We start from the raw sequence: 14,196 nt of genomic DNA, 5'->3' as shown, positions 1-14,196 counted from the left end.
CCAGGTGCGGGGCGGTGTGCCCCGGTCTGGAATGACCCTACGAAACGGACCGTTGCGGGGTTATGGGGCCGATCCCCCAATCGCGGCGTGTGCCGGTGCGGGCACCACGGGAATGGACAGGCGAAACACCGTGCCATGGCCGGGGCGGGAGACCGGCGTCAGGTTCAGCCCCTGCGCTTCGGCCTGTGCGAAACAGACCGCCAGTCCCAGCCCGTGGCCCTGAGACCCTGCGCCCTTCTGCCCTTCCTGCCGGAAGGAGGCGATCTGGTCTGCGCTCATGCCGGGGCCGGTGTCGCAAACCCACAATTCGACCCGTGATCCCCGGCGGCGCGCGCCGATCAGCACCCGGCCCCGGTCGGTATGGTTGACGGCATTGGACACGAGGTTCGAGGCGATGCGCATCAGCACCAGCGGCGGCACTTGCACCTGCGCGCTGCTGTTCATCAGATCCAGCCGCAACCCTTTCGAGATCGCGTCCTGCTGGAACATCTGCTGCACGGTCTGCAGGATCAGGCCAAGGGCATAGGGTTCGGTCTGTTCCTCAGCCTCGGGTGGCGGCAGTGCGATGTCGCCGTCGTCTTGCGGGGCCGCGTCGCGCAGGTATTCGCCCGACAGCCCTTCGATATAGTCGAAGGCCTCGCCCAGACGGGCGCGCAGGTCCGGCTCCAGCCGTTCGCCAAGGCTGTCGAAGGTCATCCGCAAGGACGCCAGCGGCTGTTTCAGATCATGGCTGGCGGTGGCCAATTGCCGTTGACGATGGCGGGCCAGATCGCGGGCGCGGGTATAGGCGCGCTCGGTCTCCAGCAACTCCTGCGCGGTTTGCGCTTCGGTTTCCAGCGCCTGCATCTGGGCCGCCACGGCGCGCGCGTGGGCGCGTCGGATCAGGATCACATGGGCCGCGAAATTGGTGATCGTGGCCACCAGCATCGTCAGATAGACGATACGGATGGCGCCCATCAGGGGCACTGTTTCGCGTGCCCAGCCCGAGGCGACAAGCACCACCACCAGCAGCAGTGCGCCGACCGTGGCCAGCGACAGCCACAGCGCCGTGGCATGGGTGCGCCCCTGCTTTTGTCGCCACGCGCCGGTGCCGAAGGGAATGGCCACCAGGCTGATCGCCAGCAGCCCCTCGGCGAGCAGCGCCGCATAGGGGCCGGGCGAGGCCAGCGCCAGCAGGAACCCCACCGCCGAAACGCCAGCCAGGCCCCGGCACAGGCGCGCCAGTCGGCTCCGGCCCGCACTGGCCAGCCCGTGCCCGGCCAGCAGAAAGCCCGCCCCCGACAGCGCGTACAGCAGGAAGAACCCCACCGCCGATTGCAGCTCGGGCCGGTCGGGATAAAGCAGGCGAAACAGCAGCCCGTCCATGAAGGCGATGAAGGCCAGCCCGGCCAGGAACAGCGCGGCGTAAAGCAGGCTGATCCAGTCGCGCAGCGCCACGTAGAACGCCAGAAAGAACGCCAGCGCCGCAAGGCTGGCCGCGTAGAACGCCGTCAGCCCGGCGGTGTCGCGCACCGTCTGCTCGGCCACTCCAAGGGGCGATTGCAATGCCATGCGCAGGGTCTGGAACGGGCCGTATTTCACATGCGCCAGCAGGGTGACCTGCTCTCCCGGTGCGACCTGGAATTCGACGGTGCGCAGGCGGGTGGCGGCGTGCTGGGCCGGATCGAAAGGGGCAAAGATGGAATAGGTCAGCAGCGTCTCGGTCAGCCCGCTGTCACGGATCAGATAGATGTCGACCTCGCTGACCAGCGGCAGGTGCAGGGTGATGGCGAATGGATCGGGCGGGCGGCCGTCATCAAGGCTGGTATTGGTCAGCTCCACCCCGGACCAGGCCTCGGGCGCATAATTGGTGGACAGGCTGTCTAGTTCCAGCCCGGCGCTGAACCCGCCCGCGCGAAACCGCGCCAGCATCACCGCCAGATCCAGCCCCTGCCCCGGCGCATGGGTCAGATGCGGGGTCAGATCGACCGCATCTCCGCTTGCTGAAATGTCCAGCGCGCGGGCCTGCGTCGCGGCCCACAGGCTTGTCGTCATGACCAGAAGGGCCGTCCAGAGAAAGCATAACAGGTATCGGGGCAACATGGGCACTCGCGGTCAGGATTGCTGTCACCATGGGCCGGGTTGCGCGCGGCTGGCAAGTCCGGGACGCGGCAATTGGTGGATCGACCTCATACCACGGACGGGGGGGCGGCGCGATGCTGGGGGCACCCAGAACGGAGCCCCACGGCATGTTTCTTCGCCTCTTGATGACCGCCTTCACCCTTGTCACAACCCCGGCCGCCGCGCAGCCCGAAATCCTGCAAAGCGGCGCCCATGATCTGATTGGCGCGCAATATACCGACGGCCCCCTGGACGACGCGGTGCTGGTCTGCCTGAAGAACCGCTCCACCAGCGGCGTGCAGAAGGCGCTGCGCAACCATGCCGACGGGTTTGCCCGCATCCTGCTGCCCGATCCGGGTCTGGGATGCGTGGCCTTCGCGCCCACCCGCCATGTATTTTACTTTGAAAAACAGCCCGGACGCCAGCCGGTCACGGTGCTGTCGGTGCCAGTGGATCTGAGCCAGCGCGCCGGGCAGAAACTGACCTTCGACTGGCTGCGCGACAGCGCGCCGTGATCACTGCCCGGCGCGATGCCGGTCGTCCGCCTGCCGCAATTCAGCCGGGGTGATGCGCCCGTCCTTGTCGCCGTCGGCGATGGAGAACGCCAGCCCATAGGCACCGAAAAAGCGGATCTGGCGCGCGGTGGGCTGACCCTGCTGTGCCATCGCCTGTACGAAGGTCTTGAATTCGGGCTGGGTCAGGCTTTGATCCCGATCCGCATCGGCCAGCACGAAGGCATCGATCTCGCCCTGCGTGGGGCGCAGATCCTCGGTCGCCCACAGCGGGGCGGCAGCGATCAGGGCCGCGCCAAGGATCGTTGTGCCAAAACCCGACGTCTGCATGTCACGCTTCCTTTCCTGCCGTGTCGCCAAAAACCGTTGCACCCCATATGTGCTGCGGCCATGCTTGCCAGACTACCGCAGTTTCGACGAGGGCGCCTGTCGTGAAAACCTACACTTGTGTGATCGCCGATGACCACGCCATCGTGCGGGGCGGGTTGCGCGCCGCGCTGGAAGCCCCCGGCCTGATCGAGGAACACGGCATCACGGTGGTGGCCGAGGCTGCCAACGGGCTGGATGCCATCGCCGCCCTGCGCCAGCATCGCCCCAGCCTGATGCTGCTGGACGTGCAGATGCCGCTGGCGGGGGGCACCGAGGTGCTGCTGGAGGCCCGGCGCTGGTCGCCCGACACCAGGATCGTGGTATTGACCGGCATTTCAGCCGTCGGCAAGCTGAGCGAGTTGATCGACAGCGGGGTGGACGGGCTGTTTTCCAAGGCCACCGAGAATGACGCGCTGTACGCCGCCCTGCCCAAGATCCTGCGCGGGGGGCGGGTGATCTCGGATCATGTGGCGGCCCTGCTGGAGGATCGCGCCGCGCCCTCGCCCCTGACCGGCCGCGAACGCCAGACCCTGAACCTGATCGTCGCGGGCCGGTCGAACAAGGAAATTGCGCAGATCCTGGGCATCAGCGCCAAGACCGTGGATCGGCACCGGACCTCGCTGATGCAGAAGCTGGACGTGCATTCGGTGGCCCAACTTATCGCCTTTGCGCTGCGCGAGGGGCTGATCGATCCGTCGGCGGAACTCTGATCCCCGGTTGCCAGGCTATCATTCTGCCTGCCGAATGGGCGCGACGGCGCGACAAAAGACGGCTATTTCGCCCGAATGTCCCGAAATGCCCAGTTTCCCCTCGCAGTCGGTTGCGCGGATGTGGTTGCGTGGGCGGTGAAACCGACGGGAGTCTTTCATGTCGATCACCGCAGCCATCCATCATCTGACCCACTATAAATACGACCGCCCGGTGACGCTCGGCCCGCAGATCGTCCGCCTGCGCCCGGCCCCGCACAGCCGCACGCGGGTGATCTCGCATTCGCTGAAAGTCTCGCCCGCCGGGCATTTCGTGAACCACCAGCAGGATCCCTATGGCAACTGGCTGGCCCGGTTCGTCTTCCCCGAGCCGGTGCGGGAGTTGAAGATCGAGGTCGATCTGGTGGCCGACATGTCGGTCTACAACCCGTTCGATTTCTTCGTCGAGGACCGGGCCGAGCATTATCCCTTCGAGTATCCCGAGGAACTGTCCGAGGATCTGTCGATCTACCTCAGGCCGGACCCGGTCGGGCCGAAGCTGCGCGCGCTTCTGGACGGCATCGACGACGGGGGCGGCAAGATCAAGATCGTCGATTTCCTGGTCGGTTTGAACCGCGACCTGGAGCAGAAGATCGGCTATGTGATCCGGATGGAACCGGGCGTCCAGACGCCGGAAGAAACGCTGACCTCGCTGAAAGGCTCGTGCCGTGACAGTTCCTGGCTGCTGGTGCAGGTGCTGCGCAACCTGGGCATCGCGGCGCGTTTCGTGTCGGGCTACCTGATCCAGCTCAAGCCGGATCTGGATGCGCTGGACGGCCCTTCGGGCACCGATCACGATTTCACCGATCTGCACGCCTGGTGCGAGGCCTATATTCCCGGTGCGGGCTGGGTCGGGCTGGATCCGACCTCGGGGCTGCTGACCGGCGAAAGCCACATTCCGCTGGCCGCCACGCCGCATTTCCGCAACGCCGCGCCGATCAGCGGGCTGGCCAGCCCGGCCGAGGTCGAATTCGACTTCGACATGCGCGTCACCCGCACCGCCGAACATCCGCGCATTACCAAACCCTTCCCCGAAGACAGCTGGGAAAAGCTGGATGCGCTTGGCCACAAGGTCGACAAGCTGCTTGCAGACGGCGACGTGCGGCTGACCATGGGCGGCGAGCCGACCTTCGTGTCGATCGATGATTTCGAAAGCGCCGAATGGAACACCGAGGCCGTCGGGCCGATGAAGCGCGGCATGGCCGACACACTGATCCACCGCCTGCGCGAGAAATTCGCGCCGGGCGGCTTCCTGCACCACGGTCAGGGCAAATGGTATCCCGGCGAAAGCCTGCCGCGCTGGACCTTCTCGCTGTACTGGCGCAAGGACGGCAAACCGATCTGGCGCAACGATGCGCTGTTTGCCCGCGAACAGGCCGACACCAAGGTCGGCTGGGCCGAGGCCGGCACGCTGTTGCAATCGGTGGCCGAGACGCTGGAGGTGAACCCGGAGTACGTTCAGCCCGCCTTTGAAGATCCGGCCGAGTGGATGCTGAAGGAAAGCAATCTGCCGGACAATGTGACGCCCGAGAATTCGGAACTGAAGGATGCCGAGGCGCGCCACCGCATCGCCCGCGTCTTCAACCGGGGCCTGACCGAGCCGTCGGGGATGATCCTGCCGGTGCAGCGCTGGCAGGCCAAGGCTTCGTCGAAATGGCTGTCAGAGCTTTGGCGCACCCGACGCGGAAAGATCTTCCTGGTGCCCGGCGACAGCCCGGTGGGCTTCCGCCTGCCGCTGGAGGCGCTGCCGCATATCCCGTCGGCGGGCTACCCCTATATCTATCCGGTGGACCCGGTCACCCAGACCGGCGATCTGCCCGAATTCGACCTGCCCGCGCTCAGCAAGGAGCGGACCCAGAGATCCCGGACCATCGAACAGGTCGAAACGCCGGCCCGCGAACGCGCCGTTCTGGAGTCCGCCGAAACGCTGGGCGGGCGCGTGCGCACCGCAATGTCGGTAGAGCCGCGCGACGGGCGTCTGTGCGTGTTCATGCCGCCGACCGAAAGCGTCGATGACTATCTTGAACTGCTGGCGGCGGTGGAAAGCGCCGCCATGGAAACCGGCCTGCCGGTGCATATCGAAGGCTACCAGCCGCCGCCCGATCCGCGCCTGAACGTGATCCGCGTCGCGCCCGATCCCGGTGTCATCGAGGTCAACGTGCACCCGGCCGCCAGTTGGGACGAGTGCAAGGCGATCACCGAAACCGTCTATGACGAGGCCCGCCAGACGCGTCTGGGCGCCGACAAGTTCATGATCGACGGGCGCCACTGCGGCACCGGCGGCGGCAACCATGTGGTCGTGGGCGGCGCCACGCCGCTGGACAGCCCGTTCCTGCGCCGCCCCGATCTGCTGAAAAGCCTGATCCTGCACTGGCAGCGGCATCCCGCGCTCAGCTACTTGTTCTCGGGGCTGTTCATCGGCCCGACCAGCCAGGCGCCGCGTATCGACGAGGCCCGCCACGACAGCCTGTACGAGCTGGAAATCGCCCTGAACCAGATCAACGCGCCCAAGGATGGCGCGGTGACGCCGCCGTGGCTGACCGACCGACTGTTGCGCAACATCCTGATCGACGTGACCGGCAACACCCACCGCGCCGAGATCTGCATCGACAAGCTGTATTCGCCCGATGGTCCCACCGGACGGCTGGGGCTGGTGGAATTCCGCGGCTTCGAGATGCCGCCCGACCCCCGCATGAGCCTGGCCCAGCAGGTGCTGATCCGGGCGCTGATCGCGCGGTTCTGGAAATCGCCGGCCACCGGCGACCCGATCCGCTGGGGCACCCGCCTGCACGACCGGTTCATGCTGCCGCATTTCGTCTGGGACGATTTTCTTGAGGTGCTGCGTGACCTGTCCGAACACGGGTTCGACATGGACCCCGACTGGTTCAAGGCGCAGGCCGAGTTCCGCTTCCCGTTTTGCGGCGAGGTGGACTACGAAGGCGTGAACCTGGAAATCCGGCAGGCGCTGGAACCCTGGCATGTGCTGGGGGAAACCGGGGCTATCGGCGGCACCGTGCGCTATACCGACAGTTCGGTCGAACGTTTGCAGGCCAAGCTGACCACCCGCGATCCCGACCGCTATGTCGTTGCCTGCAATGGCCGCCGCCTGCCGATGCAGGACACCGGCCTGGGCGGGATCAAGGTGGCGGCGGTGCGGTTCAAGGCGTGGCAACCGCCCGAGGCGCTGCATCCGGTGCTGCCGGTCAATGCGCCGCTGACCTTCGACATCTACGACACCTGGACCGGGCGGTCGCTGGGCGGCTGCACTTATCATGTCGCGCATCCCGGCGGGCGCAACTACGACACTTTCCCGATCAATGGAAACGAAGCCCAGGCCCGCCGCCTTGCCCGCTTCCAGCCACATGGGCATACTCCGGGCAACTTCATCCCGCCCAGCGAAGTGCCGCATCGTGACTTCCCGATGACATTGGACCTGAGGCGTCAACCGGGGATCTGAGGCATGACGGCAGGTGTGGACGGCAGCACGGGCGACGATGTCGCCCGGCTTTTGCAGGGCTATCGCCCGGCCGATGGCGTCCCGGATGAGTTGATAGGTCCAGATGGCGCGGTGCGCCCGGTCTGGGACAGCTTCATTCGCGCGCTGGCCGCGCAAGCGCCCGAGAAACTGGCCGCCCGCATCGGCCAGGGCGAACAGTATCTGCGCGACGCCGGGGTCTATTTCCGCCGCTACGGGCCGCAGGATACCGGACAGCGCGACTGGCCGCTGAGCCATGTGCCGGTGATGATCTCGCAAGCCGAATGGGACGAGATCGCCCTTGGCCTGACCGAACGCGCCGGGCTGCTGGAGCAGGTGGTGGCCGACATCTACAGCGACAACCGGCTGGTGGCCGAGGGCCATCTGCCGGCCTCGCTGGTGGCCAACAATCCCGAATGGCTGCGCCCGCTGGTGGGGGTCAAACCGGCCTCGGGGCATTTCCTGCATTTCATGGCCTTCGACATCGGGCGCGGCCCCACTGGCAAGTGGTGGGTGCTGAGCGACCGGACGCAGGCGCCTTCGGGGGCAGGCTTTGCGCTGGAAAACCGCATGGCGACCACTCGGGTCTATTCCGACATGATCGCGCGGACCAACGTGGCGCCGCTGGCCGGGTTTTTCCGCGAGTTCCGCGACCGGCTGACGGCGCTGTCGGGCGCGGACCACAGCCAGGTCGGCATCCTGACCCCCGGCCCGCTGAACGAGACCTATTTCGAACACGCCTTCATCGCCCGCCACCTGGGGTTTCCGCTGTTGCAGGGCGATGATCTGACGGTTCAGAACGGCCACGCCATGATCCGCACGGTGAATGGCACCAGCCCGGTGTCGGTGCTGTGGCGGCGAATGGATGCGGGCTGGGTCGATCCGCTGGAGCTGAACGAAGGCTCGCGGCTGGGCACGCCGGGGCTGTTGCGGGCCATTCGCGCCGGGCATCTGACCATGGTCAACGCGCTCGGCTCTGGCATCCTTGAAACCCGCGCGCTGATGGCCTTCATGCCTCGGCTCAGCCAGATCCTGAACGGGCGCGATCTACGCCTGCCCAACATCGCAACCTGGTGGTGCGGGCAGGAAAACGAAAGCGCCTATATGCGCGACCATCCCCAGGGCATGATGATCAGCCCGGCCTTCGCCACGGCGCCGGTGTTCGAGGCCGCGCAGGCCAACCTGTCGGTGGCGGAGATCACCACCCGTATCCAGCAGAACGGTCCGGATCTGGTCGGGCAGGAGCAGGTGCATCTGTCCACCGCGCCGACACTGATCGACGGCGCGCTGGTGCCGCGCCCCATGAGCCTGCGGGTGTTTCTGGCCCGCACCGCCAGTGGCTGGAAGGTCATGCCGGGCGGGTTTGCGCAGATCGGCATGGTGCCAGATTCCAACATTCTGGCCATGCAGCAGGGTGGACGGGTGGCCGATGTCTGGATCGTCGGCGACAGCCGCGCCAAGGCCAAGCCGATCCTGCCGTCAAACCCGGCGGCGGTGCTGCGCTCGACCCCCGGTCGCCTGCCCAGCCGCGCGGCGGACAACCTGTATTGGCTGGGCCGCTATGTGGAACGGGGCGAACACATCGTGCGCATCCTGCGCGCCCATCATGCGCGGTTGTCCGACAGCGAGGGTCCGCAGGCCCCGCTGCTGCAAGCCTCGACCGCCTATCTGGCAAGCTTTGGCTGTGACAGCGCCCAGCCGATCCCCGACAGCCTGCTGGCGCTGATCGACAATGCCCGCACCTGTGCCAGCCAGGTCGGCGACCGCTTCTCGGTCGATGGCGCACTGGCCCTGTCCGACCTGACGCGCACTTTGACTGAACAGGCCGCGACCGCCCTGCCCGGCGACAGCGCCGCGCAAGCGATGAGCGTGCTGCTGCGCAACCTCAACGGCTTTTCGGGACTGGTGCATGAGAACATGTACCGCTTTACCGGCTGGCGGTTTCTGGCCATGGGTCGCGCGGCGGAACGGGCCGCAACCATGTGCGGATGCCTGTCCGCCTTTGCCGATCCCGACAGCGCAACCGGCGGTCTGGACCTGGTGCTGGAGGTCGGCGACAGCGTCATGACCCATCACCGCCGCTATGCCATCGCGCCCTGTCGCGAAACCGTGGTGGACCTGATGGCGCTGGATGCATTGAACCCGCGGGGTGTGCTGTTCCAGTTCAACCAGATGGAAACGCACCTGCGGCATTTGCCGGGTGTCGAGTTGCACCACCAGATGACACCGCTCAGCCGGGCGGTGCTGAAGGCGCGCACCGATCTGGCGCTGCAAACGCCCGAGACCCTGTCCACCGACGTTTTCAACCTGGTGCTGGCGGGGCTGATCGACATCTCGAACCAGACCAGCCTGGCATATCTGACCTGAGGGAGCGGGCGATGCAGTACGATATTCGCGTGACCATCCAGTACAGCTACCCCAGTCCGGCCAGTTCCGGTCGTCACCTGCTGCGGCTGATGCCGCGCGCCCTGCCCGGACAGCAGCGCGTGCTGTCGCGAACACTTGAAGTGACCCCGGCGCCGGTGGAACAGGTCAACGGTTTCGACTTCTTCGGCAATGAGACCGCCGAAGTGGCGCTGGCCTCGCCCCATCAGGAAAGCAGTTTCACGGTCAAGGCACGGGTCGAATGCTTGCGCGAGGGGCAGGGTTTCGACATGTCCGGCACCCTGCCGGGGCTGGCGGGTGAGATCGCCGCGCAACCGGACCTGACCCCGGACGCACCGCATCATTTCCTTGGCCCCTCCACCCGCATCCCGCGGCACGACGGCATGGCCGCCTATGCCCGCGAGGTCGCCGGAGCGCAGACCACGGTTTATGATATCGTGCGGGCGCTGGGGCAGCGCATCCACGAGGATTTTGCCTTCAACCCCCAGGCCACCGACGTCGACACCCCGACCGAGGCCGCCTTCGAACAGCGCGCTGGCGTGTGCCAGGATTTCGCCCATGTGATGATCACCTGCCTGCGCGAGATCGGCATTCCGGCGGCCTATGTCAGCGGCTTCCTGCGCACCATTCCGCCGCAGAACCAGCCCCGGCTGGAGGGCGCCGACGCCATGCACGCCTGGGTCCGGGCCTGGTGCGGGCGGCAGATGGGCTGGGTCGAATACGATCCCACAAACGCGGTCGAGGCCTTCAACGATCACGTGGTCGTCGCCTATGGCCGCGACTACGCCGATGTGGCCCCGGTCAAGGGCTACATGCGGTCGGTGGGCGATCATACCACCCGGCAACTGGTGGACGTGGAGCCGCTGGAGAATGCCTAGCCCTGTGGCGCGGCGGTGCAGCGCGCCAGAATGTCGACGCCCTGCTGGTTCCAGAAATGCAGAAGGTCGATGAACACCCAGTTCTCGGCCAACTTGTCGCCTTCGCGGCGATAGATGTCGATCACCCGGAAGTCCCCTGCCTTGCCGGTGGCGGGCATCCCCATGAAGCCACCTGTCGGGCGGGCGGTAAAATTCGGCCAGCCGAAGAACCCGCCGTAATGCCCCTCGGCCACCCGGCACAGGTGGCGGGTCTTGGTGCGCTCGGCAAAGCTTGCCCGAAACAGGCCGGAATGCTGCGCCACGTAGCGCGGGATGGTATAGGTTGCCCCGATCCCGGTCGGGCCCCACCACAGCATGTCTTTGGTCCAGCTGCGCGCCAGTTCCTCGTGGATCGGAAGGCCGCTTTGCCATTGGCCAAGATCGGCGATCATGCTGGCGATGCAGGCCCAGGTCCGGTTGCCCTCTGCGGCAGGCTGTGGATCGAACAGCAAGCCGTCATGGGTGAGCGGGCCGGGCTGCACCAGTTGCGCACCGGTCTGTGGCGGAAACGGCTGCAACCCGGCCTGCACCATCAGTTGCGGCAGGTCGAAATACAGGGCTGTTTCGGTGATCGTGCCGCCTTCAACCTGGTAAAAGGCGCAATAGCGCAGGAAGGCCAGCTTGCCGGTGGGCGGAATGCCCAGCCACGGCTGATCGAACAGCCCCATCAGATGCCCCATGGACACCACCCAGACCCCCGCCTGCCCGTCGGCCCGGTTTTCCCCGGCCATGAACACATCCTCGCGGCGCTGCAGTCGGGTCAGGCTGGTGCGCAGGGGTTCCCAGAATTGCGCGGCAACCGCGTCCGGCCCCTGCAACTCGTGGAACGGATGATAGCCGCGCCACAGCAGATCGGGCGCGCAATGGGCAGACAGGACATCTGCAATGGCCGCGCCCTGTGCTGTCTCCAGGGCGGTGTGAAAATCCCGAACGACACGTTTTTCGGCTTGGTAGTCTGACATCTGGCCCACTTTTTCGATGGCGGATCGTCGCCTTGTACACAGGCGCAGGCCATGTTGCATGGTCCCGTGAGCATTGTCTCGGGGTGGTCGTCGCTTGGGGCGTCACGAATTGTTGCAAGCCCATTCAGGCCGGCATGGCCCGTGCGGAGACCCCGGACGGCCATAAAGTGAGGGCGCGCCGTCCCCCACGGCGCGCCCCCGATCGAAGATGCCACTTTCCCCCGTGGCCTTCGACTGTCTCTGTCGCGTCAGATCGCGCCCTGGGCGTCCACCACGGCAATCGCCGTCATGTTCAGCAGGCCGCGCACGGTGATCGACTGGGACACGATATGCGCGGGCTTGGAAGCCCCCAGCATGATCGGCCCCACCGACACGCCCCCGCCCAGTGTCTTGAGCAGGTTGAGCGCAATATGCGCCGCGTCGATATTGGGCATGATCAGCAGGTTGGCGCGGCCCCGCAGCGGGCTGGAGGGCATGACGATGTTGCGCAGCGTCTCGCTCAGCGCCACGTCCGCGTGCATCTCGCCGTCAAACTCGAAATCCACGTCCATCTTCGACAACAGCTGCGTCGCCGCGCGCATCTTGCGTGACGACGGGCTGGGCCGATCCCCGAAGTTGGAGTTCGACAACAGTGCCACCTTTGGCTCCTGCCCCAGCTTGCGCAGGGTGCGCGCCGACAGCACCGCCAGTTCCGCGATCTCCTCGGAGGTCGGATCGGGGGTCACATAGGTGTCGGCGATGAAGATCGTCCCCGAGGGCAGCACCAGCGCGCTCAGCGTGGACAGTTCCGCCACCCCGTCGGCGTGGCCGATGATGCCCTCAAGACGGGTCAGGTGATGGCCGAAACGTCCGCCGGTCCCCACGATGGCCGCATCGACCTCGCCCCGCTGCAGCATGCACATGGCCAGCACCGAGGAATCGTTGCGCACCCCGCGCAGGGCTTCTTTCGGCGTGATGCCGCTGCGACCCACCAGGTTGTGCAGAGTGTCGCCATAGACCGTCAGATCGATGGCGTCGGGGTCCACGACCTCGATGGATTTCATGTCAAGAACAAGGCCCAGTTCCTTGATCTTGCTTGATATCGCACTTTCAGATCCGATCAGAACCGGCTTGGCGATCCCGGCCGATATGGCTTGCTGGGCGGTGTGCAGCACGCGCACCGAGTCGCCTTCGCCATAGACCACGCGCTTGGGGTCGCCGGCGGCCTTTTCGAAGACCGGCTTCATCAGCATGCCGGACTGGTAGACAAAACGCGACAGCTGCTCGCGGTAGGCGTCCATGTCCTCGATGGGCCGTGTGGCAACACCGGTCTCCATCGCCGCCTTGGCAACCGCCGGGGCGATCTCGAGGATCAGCCGGGGATCGAAGGGCTTGGGGATGATGTAATCCGGGCCAAAACTCAGGCTGTCCGCGCCATAGGCCGACAGCACCACGTCCGAGGCTTCGATCCGCGCCATGGCGGCAATGGCCCGCGCGCAGGCCATCTTCATCTCTTCGTTGATCTCGGTGGCGCCGCAGTCCAGCGCGCCGCGGAAAATGAACGGGAAACACAGGACGTTGTTGACCTGATTGGGATAATCCGACCGGCCGGTGGCGCAGATGGCGTCATCGCGGACCTCGGCCACCACCTCGGGACGAATCTCCGGCTCGGGGTTGGCCATCGCCAGGATGATCGGCTGGGGTGCCATGCTGGCGGCCATTTCCTTGGACACGGCCCCGGCCACCGACAGGCCCAGGAACACATCGGCGTTCTTCATCGCGTCGTCCAGCGTGCGCGCCTCGGTTTCCCCGGCAAAGCGCAGCTTGGTTTCATCCATCGGACGGCCCGGACGATCCTTGTAGATCACGCCCTGGCTGTCGCACACGACGATGTTCTCACGCTTGGCGCCAAAGCTGATGAGCAGCTCCAGGCAGGCGATCGAGGCGGCCCCGGCGCCATTGGCCGTGATCTTGACCTCATCGATCTTCTTGCCCACCAGTTCCAGCGCGTTCAGCGTCGCCGCCGCCGAGACGATGGCAGTGCCGTGCTGGTCGTCGTGGAACACCGGGATGTTCATCTCGGCCTTCAGGCGTTTTTCGATGGCGAAACACTGCGGTGCCTTGATGTCTTCCAGGTTGATGCCGCCGAAGGTCGGCTCCAGCGGCCGCACCGCGTTGCAGAACGTGTCCACATCCTCGGCGTCGACCTCGATGTCGAAGACGTCGATGCCCGAGAACTTCTTGAACAGCGCGGCCTTGCCCTCCATCACCGGTTTCGAAGCCAGCGGCCCGATGTTGCCCAGCCCCAGCACCGCCGTGCCGTTGGAAATCACCGCCACAAGGTTGCCGCGCATGGTGTATTCGCTGGCCAGCGACGGGTCTTCGGCAATGCGTTCGCACGGGATGGCCACGCCGGGACTGTAGGCCAGCGCCAGGTCGGCTTGGGTGGCCATGGGCTTGCTGGGCAGGACCTGCAATTTCCCCTTGGGATGCGCGGAATGGTACTCCAAGGCGTCCCGTGTCAGTTGATCTTTCATGTTTTCCCCCGAATTTTCTTTTTATGAGTATCGGCGGGGCATGGGCCCCGCCGCAAGTGATGTTTGTCCCGAATAGGTCCGGGGCCCAATCCCTAATTCGTGATGATTTCCGGTCCCATGAGCGCTGTTGGGAGGAAGGTCGAGAGGGCCGGGATGTAGGTGACCATGATGAGGAAGACGAAGAGCACGGCCAGGAACGGCAGGGCGGCTCGGA

At 65.9% G+C, this 14,196-nt stretch carries 9 protein-coding genes; 5 read left to right on the top strand and 4 right to left on the bottom strand.

What is annotated here, in order from left to right:
• Window positions 1-60: 60 nt before the first annotated feature.
• The gene (locus tag H8B03_RS08130; RefSeq protein WP_193141250.1) at window positions 61-2,034 is read right to left on the bottom strand and encodes a sensor histidine kinase; all 1,974 of its coding nucleotides are present in this window, start codon (window positions 2,032-2,034) and stop codon (window positions 61-63) included.
• 194 nt (window positions 2,035-2,228) lie between these two features.
• On the opposite strand from H8B03_RS08130, the gene H8B03_RS08125 reads away from it, so the two are divergent.
• The gene (locus tag H8B03_RS08125; protein WP_193141249.1) at window positions 2,229-2,615 is read left to right on the top strand and encodes a hypothetical protein; all 387 of its coding nucleotides are present in this window, start codon (window positions 2,229-2,231) and stop codon (window positions 2,613-2,615) included.
• Here H8B03_RS08125 and H8B03_RS08120 read toward each other — a convergent pair whose 3' ends face one another.
• A complete protein-coding gene (locus tag H8B03_RS08120; RefSeq protein WP_193141248.1) occupies window positions 2,616-2,942 on the bottom strand; it encodes a hypothetical protein in 327 nt (108 codons plus the stop codon).
• 101 nt (window positions 2,943-3,043) lie between these two features.
• Here H8B03_RS08120 and H8B03_RS08115 point away from each other — a divergent pair, with 101 nt between their 5' ends.
• The 4 genes from H8B03_RS08115 to H8B03_RS08100 all read left to right on the top strand — a co-directional run bounded on the left by H8B03_RS08115 (window position 3,044) and on the right by H8B03_RS08100 (window position 10,465).
• Window positions 3,044-3,691, top strand: coding sequence for a response regulator transcription factor (locus tag H8B03_RS08115; protein ID WP_319022451.1), 648 nt, complete (start codon window positions 3,044-3,046; stop codon window positions 3,689-3,691).
• Between the two features lie 157 nt (window positions 3,692-3,848).
• The gene (locus H8B03_RS08110; protein ID WP_193141246.1) at window positions 3,849-7,184 is read left to right on the top strand and encodes a DUF2126 domain-containing protein; all 3,336 of its coding nucleotides are present in this window, start codon (window positions 3,849-3,851) and stop codon (window positions 7,182-7,184) included.
• Between the two features lie 3 nt (window positions 7,185-7,187).
• Window positions 7,188-9,569, top strand: a complete 2,382-nt coding sequence (locus tag H8B03_RS08105; RefSeq protein ID WP_193141245.1) for a circularly permuted type 2 ATP-grasp protein — start codon at window positions 7,188-7,190, stop codon at window positions 9,567-9,569.
• Window positions 9,570-9,580: 11 nt separating this feature from the next.
• Complete coding sequence (locus tag H8B03_RS08100) at window positions 9,581-10,465, top strand: transglutaminase family protein (protein ID WP_193141244.1); 885 nt, start codon at window positions 9,581-9,583, stop codon at window positions 10,463-10,465.
• Here H8B03_RS08100 and H8B03_RS08095 read toward each other — a convergent pair.
• Window positions 10,462-11,466 (bottom strand): ester cyclase, encoded by a 1,005-nt coding sequence (locus tag H8B03_RS08095; protein ID WP_193141243.1) that lies wholly within the window; start codon window positions 11,464-11,466, stop codon window positions 10,462-10,464. The two genes, H8B03_RS08100 and H8B03_RS08095, sit on opposite strands and share 4 nt — an antisense overlap.
• Window positions 11,467-11,714: 248 nt before the next feature.
• Window positions 11,715-13,982, bottom strand: a complete 2,268-nt coding sequence (locus tag H8B03_RS08090; RefSeq protein ID WP_193141242.1) for an NADP-dependent malic enzyme — start codon at window positions 13,980-13,982, stop codon at window positions 11,715-11,717.
• Window positions 13,983-14,196: the final 214 nt, after the last annotated feature.

Origin of the sequence: Meridianimarinicoccus sp. MJW13 (assembly GCF_014901205.1) — a bacterium.
Classification (GTDB): domain Bacteria; phylum Pseudomonadota; class Alphaproteobacteria; order Rhodobacterales; family Rhodobacteraceae; genus Meridianimarinicoccus.
Note: the sequence above shows the minus strand (reverse complement) of the source record. Positions and strands in the feature narration are given on the sequence as shown.

What these genes read in the sequence shown, in the direction of transcription:
- H8B03_RS08110 (WP_193141246.1), top strand. Translation starts at nt 3,849, where the DNA reads ATGTCGATCACCGCAGCCATCCATCATCTGACCCACTATAAATACGAC.
- H8B03_RS08095 (WP_193141243.1), bottom strand. Translation starts at nt 11,466, where the DNA reads ATGTCAGACTACCAAGCCGAAAAACGTGTCGTTCGGGATTTTCACACC.
- H8B03_RS08090 (WP_193141242.1), bottom strand. Translation starts at nt 13,982, where the DNA reads ATGAAAGATCAACTGACACGGGACGCCTTGGAGTACCATTCCGCGCAT.
- H8B03_RS08125 (WP_193141249.1), top strand. Translation starts at nt 2,229, where the DNA reads ATGTTTCTTCGCCTCTTGATGACCGCCTTCACCCTTGTCACAACCCCG.
- H8B03_RS08105 (WP_193141245.1), top strand. Translation starts at nt 7,188, where the DNA reads ATGACGGCAGGTGTGGACGGCAGCACGGGCGACGATGTCGCCCGGCTT.
- H8B03_RS08130 (WP_193141250.1), bottom strand. Translation starts at nt 2,034, where the DNA reads ATGACGACAAGCCTGTGGGCCGCGACGCAGGCCCGCGCGCTGGACATT.
- H8B03_RS08100 (WP_193141244.1), top strand. Translation starts at nt 9,581, where the DNA reads ATGCAGTACGATATTCGCGTGACCATCCAGTACAGCTACCCCAGTCCG.
- H8B03_RS08120 (WP_193141248.1), bottom strand. Translation starts at nt 2,942, where the DNA reads ATGCAGACGTCGGGTTTTGGCACAACGATCCTTGGCGCGGCCCTGATC.